This is a genomic window from Latilactobacillus sakei (genome assembly GCA_002953655.1).
GTDB classification, from domain to species: Bacteria; Bacillota; Bacilli; order Lactobacillales; family Lactobacillaceae; genus Latilactobacillus; species Latilactobacillus sakei_A.
The window spans coordinates 582,546-602,190 of the sequence record CP025839.1 but is presented as its reverse complement, the minus strand read 5'-3'; the positions used below and the strand labels follow the sequence as shown (position 1 = coordinate 602,190).

General features: G+C 39.9%; 22 protein-coding genes. 2 read left to right on the top strand and 20 right to left on the bottom strand.

The genetic code is table 11. From position 1 onward, the window contains the following. Positions 1–14: 14 nt before the first annotated feature. The 16 genes from C0213_02880 to C0213_02805 form a co-directional block, all read right to left on the bottom strand. Positions 15–1,343: a PTS sugar transporter subunit IIC gene (locus C0213_02880; GenBank protein AUX11390.1), complete on the bottom strand. Its 1,329-nt coding sequence runs from the start codon at positions 1,341–1,343 to the stop codon at positions 15–17. Positions 1,344–1,372: 29 nt separating this feature from the next. Continuing rightward, complete coding sequence (locus tag C0213_02875; GenBank protein ID AUX11389.1) at positions 1,373–1,705, bottom strand: PTS sugar transporter subunit IIB; 333 nt, start codon at positions 1,703–1,705, stop codon at positions 1,373–1,375. A gap of 1 nt (position 1,706) precedes the next feature. Then, positions 1,707–2,021 carry a PTS lactose/cellobiose transporter subunit IIA gene (locus C0213_02870; protein ID AUX11388.1) on the bottom strand — a complete coding sequence of 105 codons (315 nt, stop codon included), beginning with the start codon at positions 2,019–2,021 and terminating at the stop codon, positions 1,707–1,709. Positions 2,022–2,032: 11 nt separating this feature from the next. Continuing rightward, the gene (locus tag C0213_02865) at positions 2,033–3,073 is read right to left on the bottom strand and encodes a peptidase M42 (GenBank protein AUX12799.1); all 1,041 of its coding nucleotides are present in this window, start codon (positions 3,071–3,073) and stop codon (positions 2,033–2,035) included. A gap of 25 nt (positions 3,074–3,098) precedes the next feature. Then, entirely contained in the window at positions 3,099–4,937 is a 1,839-nt protein-coding gene (locus C0213_02860) for a hypothetical protein (GenBank protein ID AUX11387.1), read from the bottom strand. Positions 4,938–5,109: 172 nt separating this feature from the next. Further along, positions 5,110–6,048, bottom strand: coding sequence for a tagatose-6-phosphate kinase (lacC, locus tag C0213_02855; protein AUX11386.1), 939 nt, complete (start codon positions 6,046–6,048; stop codon positions 5,110–5,112). A gap of 57 nt (positions 6,049–6,105) precedes the next feature. After that, on the bottom strand, positions 6,106–7,092 hold the full coding sequence (lacD, locus tag C0213_02850; protein ID AUX11385.1) for a tagatose-bisphosphate aldolase: 987 nt from the start codon (positions 7,090–7,092) through the stop codon (positions 6,106–6,108). 29 nt (positions 7,093–7,121) lie between these two features. Next, positions 7,122–8,231: an N-acetylglucosamine-6-phosphate deacetylase gene (nagA, locus tag C0213_02845; protein ID AUX12798.1), complete on the bottom strand. Its 1,110-nt coding sequence runs from the start codon at positions 8,229–8,231 to the stop codon at positions 7,122–7,124. A 75-nt stretch (positions 8,232–8,306) separates the two neighbouring features. Then, positions 8,307–9,476 (bottom strand): tagatose-6-phosphate ketose isomerase, encoded by a 1,170-nt coding sequence (gene agaS, locus C0213_02840; protein ID AUX11384.1) that lies wholly within the window; start codon positions 9,474–9,476, stop codon positions 8,307–8,309. A gap of 25 nt (positions 9,477–9,501) precedes the next feature. Continuing rightward, positions 9,502–10,266, bottom strand: coding sequence for a GntR family transcriptional regulator (locus C0213_02835; protein AUX11383.1), 765 nt, complete (start codon positions 10,264–10,266; stop codon positions 9,502–9,504). Positions 10,267–10,340: 74 nt separating this feature from the next. Next, a complete protein-coding gene (locus C0213_02830) occupies positions 10,341–10,967 on the bottom strand; it encodes a hypothetical protein (GenBank protein ID AUX11382.1) in 627 nt (208 codons plus the stop codon). A 5-nt stretch (positions 10,968–10,972) separates the two neighbouring features. Continuing rightward, positions 10,973–11,134 (bottom strand): hypothetical protein, encoded by a 162-nt coding sequence (locus C0213_02825; protein ID AUX11381.1) that lies wholly within the window; start codon positions 11,132–11,134, stop codon positions 10,973–10,975. A 23-nt stretch (positions 11,135–11,157) separates the two neighbouring features. Further along, positions 11,158–11,547 (bottom strand): PTS fructose transporter subunit IIA, encoded by a 390-nt coding sequence (locus C0213_02820; GenBank protein ID AUX11380.1) that lies wholly within the window; start codon positions 11,545–11,547, stop codon positions 11,158–11,160. 82 nt (positions 11,548–11,629) lie between these two features. Next, positions 11,630–12,442, bottom strand: a complete 813-nt coding sequence (locus C0213_02815) for a PTS fructose transporter subunit IID (GenBank protein AUX11379.1) — start codon at positions 12,440–12,442, stop codon at positions 11,630–11,632. Continuing rightward, entirely contained in the window at positions 12,429–13,340 is a 912-nt protein-coding gene (locus tag C0213_02810) for a PTS fructose transporter subunit IIC (GenBank protein ID AUX11378.1), read from the bottom strand. Before C0213_02810 ends, C0213_02815 begins: the two co-directional genes overlap by 14 nt. A gap of 27 nt (positions 13,341–13,367) precedes the next feature. Continuing rightward, positions 13,368–13,850, bottom strand: a complete 483-nt coding sequence (locus tag C0213_02805) for a PTS mannose transporter subunit IIAB (GenBank protein AUX11377.1) — start codon at positions 13,848–13,850, stop codon at positions 13,368–13,370. Between the two features lie 877 nt (positions 13,851–14,727). Between C0213_02805 and clpP the strand changes: the two genes are divergently transcribed. Both clpP and C0213_02795 read left to right on the top strand, forming a co-directional pair. Further along, complete coding sequence (clpP, locus tag C0213_02800; GenBank protein ID AUX11376.1) at positions 14,728–15,312, top strand: ATP-dependent Clp protease proteolytic subunit; 585 nt, start codon at positions 14,728–14,730, stop codon at positions 15,310–15,312. A 224-nt stretch (positions 15,313–15,536) separates the two neighbouring features. After that, on the top strand, positions 15,537–16,061 hold the full coding sequence (locus C0213_02795; protein AUX11375.1) for a DsbA family protein: 525 nt from the start codon (positions 15,537–15,539) through the stop codon (positions 16,059–16,061). Between the two features lie 113 nt (positions 16,062–16,174). Here C0213_02795 and C0213_02790 read toward each other — a convergent pair whose 3' ends face one another. The 4 genes from C0213_02790 to C0213_02775 all read right to left on the bottom strand — a co-directional run bounded on the left by C0213_02790 (position 16,175) and on the right by C0213_02775 (position 19,585). Further along, complete coding sequence (locus C0213_02790; GenBank protein AUX11374.1) at positions 16,175–16,630, bottom strand: MarR family transcriptional regulator; 456 nt, start codon at positions 16,628–16,630, stop codon at positions 16,175–16,177. Positions 16,631–16,722: 92 nt separating this feature from the next. Further along, positions 16,723–17,667 (bottom strand): DNA-binding protein WhiA, encoded by a 945-nt coding sequence (whiA, locus tag C0213_02785; protein AUX11373.1) that lies wholly within the window; start codon positions 17,665–17,667, stop codon positions 16,723–16,725. A 2-nt stretch (positions 17,668–17,669) separates the two neighbouring features. After that, positions 17,670–18,704, bottom strand: a complete 1,035-nt coding sequence (locus tag C0213_02780; protein AUX11372.1) for a hypothetical protein — start codon at positions 18,702–18,704, stop codon at positions 17,670–17,672. Further along, complete coding sequence (locus C0213_02775; protein ID AUX11371.1) at positions 18,701–19,585, bottom strand: RNase adapter RapZ; 885 nt, start codon at positions 19,583–19,585, stop codon at positions 18,701–18,703. The genes C0213_02780 and C0213_02775 overlap by 4 nt, the downstream gene beginning before the upstream one ends. Positions 19,586–19,645 lie beyond the last annotated feature (60 nt).

The window sequence follows — 19,645 nt, the reverse complement described above, 5'->3', positions numbered from 1 at the left end:
TTTGAAGCCTCCTTCTAGAAATCAAGATCTAATCCATCAAGCACTTCTTTGTCATCCGCATTAAATATGTCTTTACTTGCTTCAACTGATTTGTTTTCCGCTTCTAATTCAGCTTTTTCCATGACTTTGAAGAATGGGATATAAATTGCAACTGCTAATACAAATTGTAATAAATTAGCGACAATTGACCGCCAATCACCGTTGGTTAAAAAACCTTCTAAGAAAACACCGACATATGGTGGATCAAAAACTGGCTTTGCAATCCAACCCCAACTCATGAAGAACATTGGTAACGTTCCGATAATGGCGCCTCCAAAAACAAACGGAATAAACATGATGGGGTTTAAAATAATCGGTGCCCCAAATAAAATGGGTTCATTGATTCCAAACAATGATGGAAAAAGTGCTACTTGACCAATTTTACGATAGCGTTTGCTCTTTGAAATCATACAGGCGACAACGCAGCCCATTGTAATACCGGCACCTGTAAAACCGAAGAAAGCACTTGAAACCCCCGCTGTATAAAAATGTGGTAATTCTTTACCAGCTTGCATTGCAGCAATATTTTCGGCAATAAACGTTACCATGATTGGTCGCGTAATCGGTCCAAAAACAGAAGAATGAATCCCAAAGAAGAAAATCGTACAAATCGCAAAGTTTAAGCCCAATACCGCCCATGGGTTGTCCATGCTCCCAACTAGTGGGGCTAATAGTTTCGTTAATAAATCTGGTGGTAGTTGACCGGTTAATTCTAATGAGAGGAATCGCGCAAAAATAAAAGTCCCGCCGACAATAATCGTAGTTGGAATTAATTCAAAGGATTTAGAAACAAAATCCGGTACTCCTTCTGGCATTCTAACCGTTAAATTCTTGGCTTTACAGAAGTGATAAAGTTCAACGGAACAGATGCTCGCAATCATTCCAGCGAATAATCCTTTAGCGCCTAAATTGGTAAATTCTAACGCACCATCTTTCGTAAACGATGCCGCGATAAATAAAAATGAGAACGTCGACAATGTTACACAACCCGGGATGTACAATTTATAGTGATTACCGAGTTGATAAGCAATACACATACAGGCGTATAATCCAATCAAACCAATTGATAATTTAACAGGTAAATCGAGTAACTCAGCATTCCCTAGAATAAACTGACTGACTGGATTCTTCAGACCAATCATATTCGGCAATGCCGGAATAATGGCAAAGAAACTTCCTAAAATAGTAAAGGGGGTCATTGCCACCATCCCCGCTTTAATCGCACTCAAGTGTGGTTGATTATCGACCTTATGCGCCAGTGGCATGAAGAACCGATTCATAATACTTTCGAATTTTGAAAACATCGCTATTTCTCCCTTCGATCTAATTTATACTAGTGGCCAGCTTGATATTTGTTATAAGTAACCAACGCTAATTTCATCACTGTTGCGCCATCCATTTGGCCATAAACATCTTTATCAATAATGGCATACGGAATTTGACGTGGTTCGGTTAACGATTGGATAAAATCAATTTTATGTGTGATTTGTGGTCCAACTAATACAATATCCCAGTTATCAATCTCGCTTTCCAAGTTATCTGCGGGAATCGCCGTGAATGCAAAATCATCATCGTTTAACTTTTGGCTTTCGTGAACGACCTTTTTCATATTTTGCATTAACATATTCGTTGAAAAACCACCTGCACAACAAAGTAAAATTCTCATTTTATTTTCCTCCTTCAAATACATCGATTAACGATTCGATTAAGTCACAAGCTAATTGTGACGTCATAAAGTGATCTTGCGCGTGAACCATCAACAGCCCCATTTCTGGACTCTCTTGATCCGGATCTAATTCTGCTGTAATTAAATCTGTTTGAATATTATGCGCAGCTGTGCCAATTTGACGCGCCTGGGCAATAAGTGCACGGGCCCCTACATAGTCCTTATCTCGAACTTTTTTCAACGCCATGAATGCCTTCGCCTTACTATCTCCAGCTGTCGAAATAATTGTCATGATATCAATCTCTTTTTGTGCCATCTGTATGCTCCTTAAAATGTGAGTAAGTTTTGTAAATCTTTTTGATGGAAATTTTTTAATAAATCAACATAAATTGAAATACAATCTTCAATATCCTTCATATCAATCATTGAATACGCACAATGACCATAACGGCAAGGTAAACATGTGACTACGGTGGGTTTCCCTTCATTAACCTTATGCGCCTCTCCACCGTCAGTACCACCGTTGTTAAACATATCCAATTGAAGTGGCCACTGGTGACGTTGGGCCGTTTCTTTGACCATCTTAATTAATTGACGATTAGGGGCAAGCGTACGATCAAAATGCGTTAACATCATCCCTTTGCCAATTTGACGATTATTTGTATGATCTCGAACGTATTCATCTGGAAAACAAGCGACGTCAATTACAAAAACGACATCTGGATTACCTGTATAAACTGCCGTCTTTGCACCCCGAATACCAACTTCTTCACTACTCGTTGCAGCATATTGAATCGTACTTTCTAACGATTCATCAGCTAAACGCTTAGCAATTTCCGTCATAATGAAACAGCCTAATCGATCGTCAAGCGCCTTGCCAGCATAAATATCAGTTAAATCAAACGATTCAAATGGTGTCGCGTAAGTCACCATATCACCAATTTGAATCCCTAACTGGGCGACGTCTTCAGCGCTAGTAGCCCCTACATCCAGGTAAAGCTTAGAGGCGGCTGTTTTATCATATTCGCCACAGACAATCCCACTGATTTTAGCGCCAGTTTGCGTAGTCACACGTAATTTTTGAAATTGTTGCGCATTTAACTTAACGCCACCAACGACCATTAATTGAATTAATCCGCCTGTACTAATACTTCTAACGATGAACCCAACCTCATCCATATGGGCGCAAATCATAATCTTGGGCCCACCAGGTTGCCCCTGCTTAGTTGCGATAAGACTGCCTAAACCGTCGTAACTAATATCATCAACGTGCTCACTAATACTCGCTTTGATGACATCTCTAACTTCTTGTTCACAAGATGCGATCCCATCCGCATTGGATAATTTTTCGAGTGTTTCAATTGTGATGTTCGCCATTATTACTGCTCCTTTTTTACAAACTATTTTTTAATATGACATAGAATTCTTCAAAGCTACTTGTCTCTGACAGTTCTCGAAGCATCTGTTCCTTACCTAGTAATTGAAAAGTTTTTTCGGTAACCATCCTGATTAAATTAACTTGCTGGCCCTGAATTGCTAGAAGGAAAATAATTTTAAACGGCTCATTCGGTGTTGGTTGGAAAAGCGCCACTGAGATTTGATTTCGCTTAGCAAGTAGTTCAAGTGGATGTGGTATAGCCAGTCGTTCGCCATACAGCGTGCTCAGTAAATTCTCTCTTTCCAAAACACTCTGTGTGAAGCCAGACTCGACAATTCCGTCATCTTCGAGTTGGTTTGACATCTGAGCTAATAATTGTGGGTAAGTTATCCCTTTTTCTCGTCTGAAATAGTGTTTATCGAATAGCGATAAAAAAACTTGTTTATCATTTTCGGCCACATTACTGCTTTGTTGCGCAATTGCTTCTAACAGTGTATTGGGCGTTAAATCTAATCCCAATTCATTAATTAAAACCACTGGTACTTGGTAAGTCGCACGTAACGGCCTAATCGAGAAAATAATATCCGGCCTAAAAGTACTAATCTGTTCTTCAGCATTCAAGGCGAAAGTCCCAATAGTGGCATCTGTGAAGAGATAACTCAATTGAAGTTTTATGAGATGCGCACTCCCACCACCACTCGAACAAACAATTGCGATTTTGCGATAATTATTTATCTGTCGATATTTATGCCGCTCAAAATGAACTGCTAGATGCGTACAAATCAAACCTACTTCGACCGCAGTAATCTGGATATTAAAGGCTTCTTCTAACATATCTGCTAATTTTAATGAAAAATCAAATTCTTGAGCATATCGCTGACTCATCTCAATTGTTAATGGCTGGTGACAATCCTCTTGAAATGGCTGGCGTCCAATCAAAGCCCGAATATGAAGTTTAATTAATCGCATAAATTCCTGGTCTTCAGACATATTCGTTTGGTATAAACCATCGATTTTACGAAAAAATAACTCAATTTCATGCTCGATTTTGACGCAGTCAACTGGTGGAACATCCAATCCTTTTGATTGATCCGTTATTAATTGCGCCAGATAATCCGCACATGGTTTAAATTCTGAGATTGCCAACAGTTCTCTAAATACTGCTTCTGAAAAATCAGCTGGTGATAACAGCTGATTATTAAACGCAATAAAAGCGTAGCTGATAAAATATTTTTGATATATCAAAGTTAATTGCTCATCTCGATACTGTTGTCTATTTGCTAGCAAAGCATTAACAAAATGAATTAACTGTTCTTCCACACCAGCATCAAGAAATTGATAATATAGTGTCAAAAAATCTGTATCGGCTGCATAGTATTGTTCGAGCATCATTGTTAGTCGATCTTCAAAACTAACTGTCAATCGAAGCCCGTAGTGTGCTCTTCGTTCCAATCGACCTGTTAAGCTTTTCTCTTGTGTTAATTTTTTTAAATCGATCTTTATTTGGGATTTGCTTACTTGAAGCAATTCACTCAAATTAGCAATTGTCTGATAGTCAGCTTGGAATAATAAGTTTACATACAGCATATTGCGCCGGCGATCAGGCGTTTTAAAATCAATCTTTTTCAAAGTATCAAAGTACAACTGGAATTTTTCTGAATCATGAATCACCAAGTAGTACCCCTTCTTAGGACGCTCTAGGATTTCGAACCCTTGTTCACCAGCATCTCTCATTAATTCGTCGATATCTGTTCTGATTGTTCTGGTACTTACTTTTAAAGTTGTCGCTAAATCTGCTAAAGTCATAAACTGTGAATAATCAAGGAATAGTTTTACGATTCGATACAATCGCATAGGGACCTCCTTTTGCCTAAAGTAAGCGCTTACTTCTATAGGTTTATTGTATGGGCTAGTGCAATGCTTTAAAAGGGTAACCTTTTCCAATTTTTTTGAAAAATAGTACCCTGAATAAGCGTATAAAAAAATCCAAAGCCATGATATTCATAACTTTGGACTATATTAACTTTTAAACTTCTTCAACTATTACCTGCTCAAAATAAGTCTCAAATAATTCAGGATTAACGAAGCCTGTTTGTTTTTCCATGGTATTTAACATACCGGTAGTCATCCCCGTTTTAAGAATAATTTCATCCGAGGCGTTTGCATCAATGCCCATTGCTAATCCGGCGAGCGTCGCATCCCCAGAACCAACTGGATTTTCAACGTGGATTTTGGGAATGGTCACACGATAAAATCGATTATTATGTTTTGCAAATGCGCCCGCAGCCCCCAGCGACACAACCAGCCACTCAACATCCTCAAAAACCGCTTCCTGTAAACTATGTTTTAACGCTGCTAGATGATTAACATCAACTGAATGACCTATTAATTGGGCGATTTCTGTCTCATTAGGTTTAATTAAAGTTGGTTTAACAGGCGCTGCTAAACTAGCCGCCAATGAAACCCCAGATGTATCCAGAATGGCATTAACACCCGCATCGCGCGCCATTGTAACCATTTTGGCATAGTAATCATTTGATAAGCCCCCTGGTAAACTACCCGATAAGGTCACTGTGTTAACCCGTGGTAATAAGGTCTCATAAAACGCTAGGAAAGCTTGGGCATCAGCTTGTGAAATCGTGGGACCGGCTTCTAGAATTTCAGTTTGTTGGCCGCCGTCATGTAAAATTGCAATCGCATTCCGTGACTCTTGCTTGATTTCGAAGAATGCGTGTTGAATATGATCTTCATCTAATTTTTGTTTGATAAAGTTACCAATATGGCCGCCAACAATCCCAGTCGCTAATAATTCTTGATTCATTAGGTGGAGGACTCTTGAAACGTTTAAACCTTTACCACCGGCCGTTTTACTAACTTGTGTCACCCGATTTACATCATCGATAACTAAGGTATCAAGCGGATAAGAAATATCAACTGCCGGATTTAAAGTGACTGTTAAAATCATGCTGGTTACCTCCCTAATTAAAAAGGGCTAAACTTCGCAAAGTCAGCCCTTTTATTTTTATGCCATTACTTTTCCAAACCATGGTGTAGCTGTCTTTTGTAAAACTGCATTTAGTTCATCAATATTTTGCTTACCTTGTGTTTGTAACCACTGACGGCCAGCTTGTTCACCTTCAGCAGCAAATGGTTTGACACCGTTTTTCCATGTTGCTCGGCCGCATAAAACACCATTGAAGGTTGACCCTGATTCCTTGGCAAAAATTAATGTCTCTTGGAATAATTTAGCTGTCACACCGGCACTTAGGAAGATAAATGGTAAATCGGTTGCTTGGGCTTGTTCCTTAAAGTATGCGGCCGCTTCTGCTTTTGTATAAACGACTTCACCATCGCCAAAGCCCTCGACATATTTCATATTAACCGGCACTTCGACCTTTAAAACGTCCACGTGATATTGTGCTTTTGAGAATTCTTTCATCATTTCAATGACTTTATGTGGTTTAACCTTTGCATAGGCTGCACCATTAGCGTCATCGTTATTCGCATCATAAGCCACTAATTCAAGGAAAAATGGAATATCTTCTGCCACACATTCGCTTCCTAAACGTTCGATGAAAACATGTTTCAAGTGATTAATATGATCATCTTCGTCTGTATCATAATAGAGAAGGAACTTGACCGCATCTGCACCATTTTCCTTAATCCGACGAACTGACCAATCCTCCAAAATATCAGGTAAGCGCCCTGGTGTCGTTGCGTCATACCCCGTCTTTTCATAAGCCAATAAGAGACCTGCATCGTCATCCCGGGCTTTAGCAGCTGGTAAGCCATATTCTGGATCTAAAAGAATTGATGAAGCAAATGGTGTTAGTTCTTCGGAAACAGCAACTTTAAAGTTAACAATTTCTTTTTCTGGATTGCCTTGGACATCACTAGCAATCATTTTTTTCAATGAACCGCGTTGATCGATGGCGAGCGCACTGATGATGCCATCCTTTGTTGATAATCGTTTCAAAGCTTCTTTTTTGGCAGGTGTTAGTTTTAGCATAGGTATAAATCTCCTTTAATATTAATTAACTATTTTTGGTAACGTAAAATACCATCTAAATAAGTTTCAACAAGATTTAAATCATGATCAAAAACAATGAAATCGGCAGCATGCTCCGGTGTAATACTGCCACATCGATTATCAATTCCGACACTTTCCGCGGGTACTTGACTAGCCATCTTAATCGCTTGGGCGGGTGTCGCAATATTCCAATCCACAATATGTTTAACAGCTTGCTTGAGCATTAAAACACTCCCTGCTAAACTACCAGATTCCAAGCGAGCCGCCCCATCTTTAACCATTACAGGGAACTCACCCAACATTGATGGGCCTTCCGGCATTGCACCAGCACGCATACAATCAGTAATCAGTGCGGTTTGATCTGTCCCTCGCACACTAATCAGTGCTTGAGCGGCTTGTGGATGGACATGATGCCCGTCACAAATTAATTCAGCAAAAACATCTTTGAGCGTCATAGCGGCGCCAACCATCCCCGGTTCACGGTGATTTAGTGGGCTCATGCCATTATAGGTATGAACGAAGATTGAAGCACCTGCTTCAACAACTTCCTTTGCTTCTTCATAGGTTGCACTACTATGGGCCAACGCCACTTTGACGCCTTGTTGTTTTAACGTTGCCGTGAAGACTTTAGCACCCTTTCGCTCCGGCGCAATGGCGATTTTTTTAATCATGCCATGGGCCAACGCTTGCCAATGATTAAAAATTTCAAGACTAGGATCAGAGAAGTACTTTGGATTTTGAGCGCCCTTATGTTCTTCAGTAAAGAATGGGCCTTCAAAGAAAACGCCTTGAATCTTCGCCCCTGAAGCTTCCGTATAATGATCCCCAATATCAGCAATCACCTCATTCAATGTTTCAGGTGCTGCCGTTAGGGTCGTGGGTAAGAAAGACGTTACCCCACATTCTAAAAGCCCGTCTGACATTGCTTTAACACCCTCAAAGTCATTATCCATTACATCATGCCCTTTTAAGCCATGAATATGGGTATCTACGAGTCCCGGTGCAATCCATTTGCCACTATAATCCTTAATCTCGCCGTCTGGTTTTTCTGTTTGATATGTTCCAAAACGACCATCAATAATGGCTAAATAGCCACCATTTTCAACTTTATTCTTCAAAAAAAATTTGTCTGCATGAATATAATATGTCGCCACTTTAAAGCCCCCAAGATCATCATTATATTTAAGGCCAATCTATTCGTATTCGTGAATCGTAACCCCTTTAACCACGCGGTTGACCGTCCCACTGGGTGATGGTGTATCAGGTGTGTTGCCAACCTTAATCGAACTTAATAAGGAGACCGTTTGGGCAAACATCACATCTGCCAATGCTAGATACCCTTCTGGCAAGTGCGAGCAACCGCTTTCGAAAGTGAACCGATCACCTGAGAAATTTTGCGCGCCCTGCACATCGATTGCTAACGTCTTAGCGGCAATTTGATCACCGTTGATTTCTTCCAAGATATCGACATCGTATTGTCTCGTGTAAGGCTGGTTATTGACGAAAACAAAAACCAATGTTTGTTCGTTAACGAATGATTTAGGCCCATGTCGGAAGCCCATTGATGAATCAAACATCGTTGTTAACTTACCAGCTGTTAATTCAAGCACTTTCAATTGCGCTTCACGTGTTAATCCAGATAAGCTCCCTGATCCTAGATAAACAATTCGGTCAAAGTCCAAATCAACGACGGCTTGAATTTCCGCTTCCCGTGCAATCACTTCTTGACCCATCGCAATTATTTTTGCGACATAGTGGGCTTTTTTCTCAATTGGTGTTTGATCAAAGACCAATAGGGCCGTGAGTGACATGCAACTGTAGGAACCGGTCATTGCAAAGCCTTGGTCATTAGCACCCGCTGGCATCATCAACAATAAATTGCGAGCATCATTCTTAGAAGCAACTGCTAGTTGGCCATCCGGTGCGCAAGTAATCGTGATTTCATATAAGTCTTTAATCACTTGCTTAGCAATTTCAACTGTTGCAACACTTTCAGGACTGTTACCACTTCTCGCAAATGAAACTAGAATCGTCGTTACATCAGGGTTTAAATAATCATACGGCGCCGCAACAATATCAGTGGTTGGAATACTTTCAAATTGGTAACGCTCCGTATCCCCTGCTTGATTTAGATAAGGCATCACTGTATCCCCAACATAAGCTGATGTTCCTGCTCCGGTAAAGATAACCCGAATTGGTAAGCCATTTTGTGGTGTAATTGCTGTAAGAAAGGTGTTAATTTTTACTGCTTGGGCCTTAAAGTTGTCAAAGGCCTCTTGCCATAGTGTTGGTTGCTGTTTGATTTCGTGGGTCGTAATACTAGCGCCCATTTTCGATAATGCGCTTTCATTTTCTTCAAACATAATACTTCGCTCCTTCTTTAAAAAATTATCGTTGATGCCGCAAATGATAGGTAAATTTATCACCACGCGCCACGCTCAGTGTATATTCGATAATTTCATTTTTATTATTATAAGTTGTCCGTTTGAGCTTTAGGACCGGTGCGCCTTCATAAAATTTAAGGAGTTGCGCATCTTTAGCCGTCATAATCCCCACCGATAAAATCTCATCTGCAACTTTCACTGTTTGGTTATAGCGCTTCATAAAGAGTTCATACAGTGGTGTTGTTTGTAGCATTTCTAACGTTAAGTCGGGAAACTTACTAAGTGGCAAATAAGTTCGTTCTAACATCATTGGTTCATTATCTGCTGAACGTAGCCGTTTCATTTTGATAATGTCATCATCAACAGCGATTCCTAATCCTTCTGCTACAAACTGGTTGGCTTTCATTGTTTTTAAACTCAAAATCTTCGTCTCAGGAACCTTACCTAAAGATTTCATTTGCTCTGTAAAACTGTAGGTACCACCTAAATCCGTCTGTCCCTTAATTAAATTTGAAACAAAAGTTCCTTTACCATGTTGTCGATGAACGTATCCCATCAATTCCAGTTCGTTTAATGCGATTCTGACCGTCGTCCGACTCAATCCATATTGAGTTGATAATTCACGTTCAGAGGGCAATCGATCATTTACATTCATTTCATTTTCAATCTTAATTTTTAAAGTATCCACTAATTGATTATAAAGTGGTTGGTTATTCTTATGTGTAACCACGCTAACGCCTCCTTGGTAACTGGTATCTACCACATACATTAATCTACCCTATTAACACCCTAAAGTCAATGGCATCTGACTAATTATACGTAATTGGTAGGTACCACAAGGCTTTAGTGCAATAAATAATTGATAGCATGCGCTACCCCATCTTGATCATTACTCAAAGTGACGTAATCCGCAATGGCCTTGATGTGTGGCATCCCATTAGCCATCACAATGCCGTTTCCTACATATTTGAGCATTTCAAAATCATTTTCACTATCTCCGATTGCAGCCATTTCCTCAGGTAAAATATTTAAACGCTTTCCTAAAAACTGTAACCCTTTGGCTTTACTCGTAGCTTGTGCCGTTATTTCCAGACACATTTCATCCGGTTTAACCGCGGCCACCGGTAAATCCTTTGTTTTGGCAACGAGTTCTGCTAGAATTGCTGGATTTTTCGTACAATAGAGCATCTTAGAAACTTTCGCTTGGTCATCACCTAAGTTAGCTAGCGTCTCAATTGTAGTCAGTTCCCCATTTTTAGCAAACATCGTCAATAACGATTCATCACGTACTAAAATATAAGAACTCATATCTGTACTAAGATAGGTATTGACTTGTTGCAAATCGCCATTAGCAACCACTTGTTCAACTAATGTTACTGGCATCTTAATCGTCATCAAGGGGTTTAGATCACCCCATTTAAAAACGGCGGCCCCATTTAACGCCACAATATAGGCTTCTTTCACTGCCATTTTCTCTAAAAAAAACTCGCCGAATGCACACTGCGACCCGTTGCAACCACCAACTGAACACCACCAGCAACAATCTGCTGCAAATGCGCTTTATTAACATCAGAAATTTCGCCTTGTGAATTCAAAGTGGTGCCATCTAGGTCAATGGCTAATAGCTTAAGTCCCATACTTTTCCCCTCTCTATTAACGCTTAATTTTTAGGGAGCATCTCGTTGAGAAATTTAATACCGGTTGTTGCATCTGCCACTAAATTGAGTGGCTGCCCCGTCATTTGTGCATTGAGATAGCTAATACACATTGGCATATTCATCCCAGTATATAAATCAATATCAGCACCTTGCATCACCAGCTTAGCAACCTGATTAGCGGGCGTCCCACCCATTAGATCGGCTAACACAATTAATTTATCGCCGTTTGTTTCAGCCTGAAGCGTTTTAAATTTACGGCTATAATCTGCTTCGCCTTCTTCAGGTAACAGCGCCAATGTTCGAATCTCATCTTGTGGTCCAAAAATTAATTCGACACTTTTTTTCAATTCTTCACAAAAACGCCCATGACTTGTTAATACCAATGTACTCATATGATTGTTCTCCATTCATTTTATTTTTAATATAAAAGCCCCCCGCTACAATTCACGCGTGTAGAGAGAGGCTGGTATTAAATTAACCTTTTGCAATCACCCCAATTGCTGAAAGGGCAATTGATACGAATAATACGATGAAAATTGCCCGAGTGGCGGTCATATTTTTACGACCAAGCATCCAGTAGACAAGGCCCACAATCGCTGCTGGAATCAATTTTGGTAAGATCATATCAATCTTATCTTGTAAAACAACGTTTAAATCACCTAAATGAATAACTGTACCAATCTTAATATTGATCATCGTCGCTACTAGCGCCCCCACCATGAAAACCCCTAAAAGCGTGGCTGCATCTGTTAGCGCTGATAATTTAGCTTGCATCCGAGTTACTAAATTAACGCCTTCTTTATACGCAAATTCAAGTTGACGCCACCGGAAGTACATAATCCCAATATTAACGGCGATCCATAGGAAAACCCCCGTTGGATTACCAGCAACCGCCATATTAGCTGCAATTGCTCCGAAAATCGCCGGTATCAAAGCAGCAAAGATTGAATCACCGATCGCGGCAAAAGAACCCATTAGGCCCACCTTTAACCCAGAAACAGTTTCAAGTGATTTAATACCTTCTTTTTCCTGAATAGCTAAATCGGTCCCAGTAATAATCGTATTGAAGAAATTACTCGTATTAAAGAATTGGGTTTCATTCTTCATCACCTGCTTCAATTCGTCGGTATTATCCCCATAAATTTTACGTATTTGAGGCAACATAATGTACAGGTAACTTGTATTCTGCATTCTTTCATAATTCCAGCCTAATTGGAAAGTGAATAAATTACGACGGTTAATCTGTTTAAAATCTTGTTTGGTTAACTGATAATTAGAGTTCGTCATCTTCAATTTCCCCCTTATCGTCTAATTCAACGGCTTGTTTAGTTACACCAGGTGTTGCCGAAAGAGTTGCCTCGTGCTTATCCATACCGCGTTTGTATTCAATTGCGGCAAAACCAAACCCGATTAAGGCAATCCCTAACATTGGTAAACCAGCAAAGTTATAAGTAAAATCTTTTGCAACACCTGTTACAGCACCCCCTAGAGCTCCCACTGCAGCGTAAATTGTTGCCAAAATCGCCGTTAAAACAAAGCCAATAATTAAATATGGGAAGTGTTTTTTAACTGGCAAATATCTTAATAAAATGGCAAATCCAACGGCTGGCAAGACAGCACCTGCTGTTTCAAGCCCGGTCGCTAACCAACTCAATTGACTATTCATATAACTGACAACCGAGTTAACTAAGCCCCCACCAAAAGTCAATGCTAAGAAAACTGGTAGTGCGCGTGATAATGCCCAAGGAATCGCACCATACAGGTAGTTTCTTTCGATTGCGCGATACTTGTGCTCTTCAATCAACTTATCAATCCGGTGTGCAAAAAAGGTATTCGCAAAACGCGCAATAATATCAGTTTGAATTAATAAAGCTGCCACCGGTACCGCAATTGCTGAAATTGCTTGATTTTGATTCATTCCTAACCCAACAGAAAAAGCGGTTGCCAAAACAGTTCCCGAGTTCGCATCGATTCTAGAAGAGCCGCCAAACGTTCCGACACCTAAAACCGTTAATTGCATTGCCCCACCGATCATCAAGCCCGTCTTCATATCGCCCATGATTACGCCTGAGATAAAGCCAGCAAAAACAGCCGAACCCGCACTAGAGTTAATGGTTAATTCATCACAGATTTGATAACCAGCGTATAACGTTAGTAATAAGATTTGCCACCATTGAATGCCCATGATAATGTCTCCTTTTTAAATAGATTTTTATAAGTCTTTAATAAGTGCCATAAAATCATTTACCTTATCGCCTGGAACCATTCGATTAGTAATTGGAATACCGCTAGCGCTAAGTTCTTTGAAAACATCAACATCATGAGGCGTCACATTAATCGATTTATTGATGTGCTTTGTTTCATCAGTTTGTGACATATTACCGACATTAATCTCAGGTAATTTAACCCCTTTTTCAACTAATGCTAATAATGTCTCAGGTTTCTTAACGACTAAAAATAGTTTCTGCGAATCATAGCGCCCGGCCAAGATGTGATCAGCTGCTGTATCAACCGATAAAACACTAAGCTTAGTCCCAGCAGGCGTCGCCATTCTCAGTCCAGCCTTCTCGACAGCGCTATCCACCACTTGGTTATCAACAACCATAATACGCGTAACACCTAAAGATGGTGTCCAGAGATTGGCTACTTGGCCATGAACGAGTCGTCCATCAATTCTAACAGCCGTGATTGACATATATATCACCCTCCATATCGGATAATTGCACTAAAAATAATAAACACTACCTAGCAGTGACTCATCACTACCAGTTGGCTTCAATATAAATGATAACGCTTTCTTTGTCAATTAATTTTACGCCACTATAAATCTATATCCATTCCTTTAAACCTTATTAAACCAACATTTTTGAACAATTAAATTTGTGGACCAGTCTCTTTTTAAGTGGTATTAACCAATCTCTATATTTGAATGATTTAGTTACATTTTCTTAGAACCATCGATTACTTTTTGCGGGTTTTAATGGTATACCAAAATTATCGAATAAACTGATTACTAATCTATTTACTTTCATAAAAAAAAGATTAAATCACCCTCAGGCAACTTAATCTTTTTCTAATAGAATTGACGAAGGCCACCTATTCCTAGGTGGCCTTCTAATTAATTTCGCATATTAAATCTGACATAATGTCGGGGGCGCCAGTCACTAATTGGCGCCACTCGCTAGTATTAATCACTAGCGGTTAGGGCATATTCTTATGCCGGTTTTATTTTTGGGTTAATGCAATTATGTCTCAATTCTTGTGTTTCTAAATATTTTCTCGTTTAAACAGCGTAAGCCGCCTCTTTACACTACTTGTAACTCCAGGGTTACTCCAGTTGATTAAAGTCTTCAAACAATACTTGATACTACAGTGATACGTGCTGATTAACTAATAAACAGTATATCATATTTGGCATGGGATTGCACCCTACATAATTAATCAGTATTTAGGGCTTACCATTTGACCATAGTTGACCTTTGCTGTAAAATTTGGTTTATAGATTATTGGGAGGATTAACCAATTACTTTGGTTAAACATACCTTCCCAGCTTTATATAAGGAGGCAATTCAATGTTAGTACCGACAGTTATCGAACAAACATCTCGTGGCGAACGCGCCTACGATATTTATTCTCGTCTATTAAAAGACCGGATCATCATGTTATCTGGTGAAGTAAACGACCAAATGGCTAACACAATCATTGCGCAATTACTATTCTTAGATGCGCAAGATTCAGATAAGGATATTTCAATCTACATCAACTCACCTGGTGGTTCTGTGACAGCCGGTTTGGCTATCATGGACACAATGAACTTCATCAAATCTGACGTTCAAACCATCGCTATGGGCATGGCTGCTTCAATGGCCAGCGTTTTACTTTCAGCTGGGACAAAAGGTAAACGTTTTGCATTGCCTAACTCAACAGTCTTGATTCACCAACCTTTAGGTGGTGCACAAGGCCAGCAAACTGAAATTGAAATCGCTGCTCGCGAAATCTTGAAGACCCGGAAACGCTTGAACCAAATCTTGGCAGACAATTCCGGCCAAACATTCGAAAAATTACAAGCAGACACTGATCGTGATAACTACATGACAGCCCAAGAAGCAAAAGATTACGGTTTGATTGACGACATTATGGTTAACCAACCAAAATAGCGTGCTGACTCAAACGCTTTGACTTTGATGATTAACAAAAAATGGCAATTATGGTGTTTTTCAACCATGATTGCCATTTTTAGTTTAACCGGAAAAGGTAGTTTGAGGAAGCACGTTTTCATTCCGGACATTAATTCAAACAGGACACCTCAAGTTTAATCCTTGTGGTGTCCTTTTTTGCTGCGTATTTGCTATACTTAGTTTAATACAGAGGAGGTTTTATGATGGATATTAGTATTATTAAAAGTGATCAAGTGACAACTGAAGGTGGGATTGTCATTGGCCACCCTGAAGCACCCGTCACATTTGTTGAATTTTTGAATTTAGCTTGTCCCTATTGTCGCAAATGGTTCCTCAAATCCGAGGAACAGCTCACTAAGGCCGTCGAAGCCGGTCAAGTACGACGAATCATCAAACCTTATAACAAGGATAAAGATGATCTATTAATTGGTAACCTCGCCCATACTTACCTACCCTTCGATCAACCCGCTATTGCTTTAAACGCCATCCATTTTCTCTACACGCATCAAAAAACATGGCGGCCTGATTTATCGGATTCTGAATTCGATAAATACATGCAAGCTAACCTTAAACTAAGTCCACTTGATAATACCGTACAGTTAGCGGCCATTGTTGACGAAGCTCAAGCGGCCAATATCAAATTCGTCCCAACAATCATCGCTGGTGAACACATCTTTGATGAATCAATAACACCAGAAGAACTCGATATGATTTTACAAGCTCAATAAATAAAGTGCGCCCCTGATTTACTCAAGGACGCGCTTTTTAATATAAAAAGCGGTCAAAATCCTTTATAACAAGGATTTTGACCGCTTAATTTTTGCACTCATCATGATTCGCTTTAAGCAAATCGATCGGTATCAGCTTGAATAGCATTTAAATGTTTTTCGACTTCGTTCATGCTTTGACGTAAGTCATGATATTTGTCGCTTGTGAAATCTAGGTAGTTGGTACAGTTACCAACACGTTCGTAAATTTCAAGTTTTTGTGATTCTGCTTGCTCTGTTAATGAAACGTCAACGCGACGTTCATCATCAGATGCACGCTTACGATCAACCCAACCATCCGCTTCTAGGCGTTTCAATAGTGGTGTTAATGTCCCACTATCTAATTCTAAATGGTGACCTAATTCCTTAACTGACATTGTCCCATGTTCCCACAATGCTAACATTGCGATGAATTGTGGATAAGTTAAGCCATAAGGTTTTAAGACCTTTCCGTAAAAGTGGTTATAAGCTTTCTGTGCGCGATAAATCGAAAAGCATAATTGCTCATCTAATAATACTGGTTTAATCATATATTTTCCTCCCCGGAAACCCGTTAGTTTATAGTGTACACAATTTAATTGTAAAAGTCAAACTCTTGTGCATTTATTAACGAGCATTTCTTCTAAATGACTTTTTGTTGGTAACCTTCAGCCAATTGATTTAATTTTCTTAAACGATGGTTAATCCCTGATTTTGAGATCGCCCCACTCGGCATCTTTTCACCAAGTTCTTTCAAAGTAATGTCCGGAAATTCCAACCGTAATAACGCAATTTCCCGCAATTTCGCGGGTAAATTATCTAGCCCTACTGAATCCCTTAAATACTCGATATTTTCAATCTGTTTCGCAGCCGCATCAATCGTTTTATTTAAATTGGCTGTTTCGCAGTTAACTAACCGGTTCACTGAATTACGCATATCACGGACAATTCGAATGTCTTCAAACTTCAACATCGCATTCGTGGCACCAATCACCTGTAAGAAATCAGCAATTTTTTCCGCTTCTTTCAAATAAGTAATGTAACCACTGCGGCGAACCGTTGTTTTAGCGTTTAGCCCAAATCTATTCATCATCCGCACAATATCTTGATTGTGCTCTTCATAGAGTGAATAAATCTCTAAGTGATAGCGGCTAGTTTCCGGATTATTAACCGAACCACCAGCTAAAAAGGCCCCTCTTAGATATGAACGGACGCGCTGATCTTCATCAATGATATCTTCTGACACTCGTGTATGAATTGTAAACCCGTCTTCAGCAACGATGTTTAAGTCGTTCAAAACCGTATTTGTATCATATTTGAGTCGTACAATATATTGATTATTTTTCTTTAATTTCATTTTGCGCCGAACCAATAATTCTGATTCAACTTGATAGTTTTGCTTTAATAAACTATAAATCCGGCGAGCGATCGCCGGATTTTCGGTTTGCACGTTCAAAACAAATTGGTGATTCATCAAACTTAATGAGCCATTCATTCTGATTAAAGCGGCTAGTTCAGCCCGTGCATGTTCCGGATGTACTTCGAGTTGCGTTAGCTCTTTTTTTACTTCACTTGCGTATGAAGCCATCCTTATTCACCTCGCTTAGTTGTATTAACCTGAAAGGCAAGATTCATAATTTCACTTGCGACCTTTTGACCATTATGGAAGACGCCATGATTATCGAGCTTTAAGAAATTGTCCGAAATCACTCGGCAACCTAGTTGTCTCAGCCCATCAAAGTCATGTTCGACTGGCCATAAAATTTCATCATATTTTTGGTGATCCAAATAATTAGCTGGCACCTGACCAGTATTGACAAGAACTGTGTCCACCACATGTTGCCCTAGATGTTCATTCAAAACCCGGACATGGTCAGCATCTGTGAAGCGCTCGGTCTCGCCTTTTTGAGTCATGATATTACAAATGTAAATAACCTCGGCTTTGGTTTGCTTAACTGCCTCACCAAGATTTTTAATCATTAAATTAGGTAAAATGCTGGTAAATAGGCTTCCTGGACCGAGGACCACCACATCAGCGGCCATGATTGCTGCGACAACTTCTTGAACTGCGGTTGGTTCCTCTTGATCCTCAGGATCTGTCTTGGTCACCCAGACACGCTTAATTTGTTTGCGTGCTGCGGTAATTTCAGATTCACCGGCCAATTGTGTGCCATCTTGGAAAGCTGCATTTAGCGTTAAGGCCACATTAGCGGCTGGGTAAACATGCCCATCGACAGCCATCATTTCTGAAAGTCGTTGGACCGCGTCAAAGATGCCGGATTCCATTTCAGAAAGCGCCGCAATAATTAAATTACCAATCGCATGGCCTGAAAAGAAGGCGTCATGTGATTTAAATCGATATTGAAAAATGTCGAGCGTCAATTGTGGTAAATCTGATAAAGCCACCAAAACGTTGCGAATATCGCCAGGTGGCACAACGTTAATATAATCTCGAATCACACCAGATGAACCACCATCGTCTGCAACCGTTACAATGGCAGTCGCATCCGCATTTTGTTCACGTAAACTTTTTAGAATAACGGGTAAGCCTGTCCCACCACCAATCACAACCACCTTGGGACGACGACCTTTAATCACCCGGATTATGCGATTAGTAGCTGTCATGAGCGGTTCACCGATTCCTTTCGTTTCTTCATATCACGATGCGTCACATCAACTGGATAGTCAACGGCTAAATCATCCGCTAAACGTTGTGCTAATGCGACTGAGCGATGTTGACCGCCAGTACAGCCAATTGCAATCGTGACACTGGTTTTACCTTCTTTAAGGTACCCTGGCATGATACTTTTTAGTAGGGCCGTCAATTGTTGATAAAATTGTTCTGTTGCGGGCTGTTCCATAACGTAATCTCTAACTGGTTTATCTAACCCATTTAACGCTTTGAATTCCGCAACATAGTATGGATTAGGCAAGAAGCGCACATCCATCACAATATCAGCATCGATTGGCAACCCATATTTAAATCCAAATGACATCACTTCGATATGAAATGACGGATTATCAGAGGTCTTAAAGACCCGGAAAATCTGTTCCCGTAATTCGCGAGGTGATAACATTGACGTATTAACCACCATCTGAGATTGGTTTCTGATTTCAGTTAGTAATTCACGTTCCTTATGAATCCCATCCATTAAACGACCATTACGCGCAAGTGGGTGCGAACGACGCGTTTCTTTATAGCGAGAAACAAGTTCTTCATCAGAAGCATCTAAGAATAGAATCTTAGTTGTGACAAATTGGGTATTATCAAGCCCGGAAAGCATTTCGATAATCCCATCATAAAAGGCGCGCGAACGTAAATCGATCACTAACGCGATCTTTGTAACCTTACCGGATTCCTTCACTAATTCCCAAAATTTGGGTAATAATGAAGGTGGCATATTATCAACACAGAAATAACCTAAATCTTCAAAACTCTGCATTGCAACGGTTTTACCCGCACCACTCATCCCAGTAATTACTACTAAATTCAATGTATCTGTCATTAGTCCCCACTCCTCGAATTATCGGTTATTCTATTGTAGCATTCCTGGCGTGTCATTGAA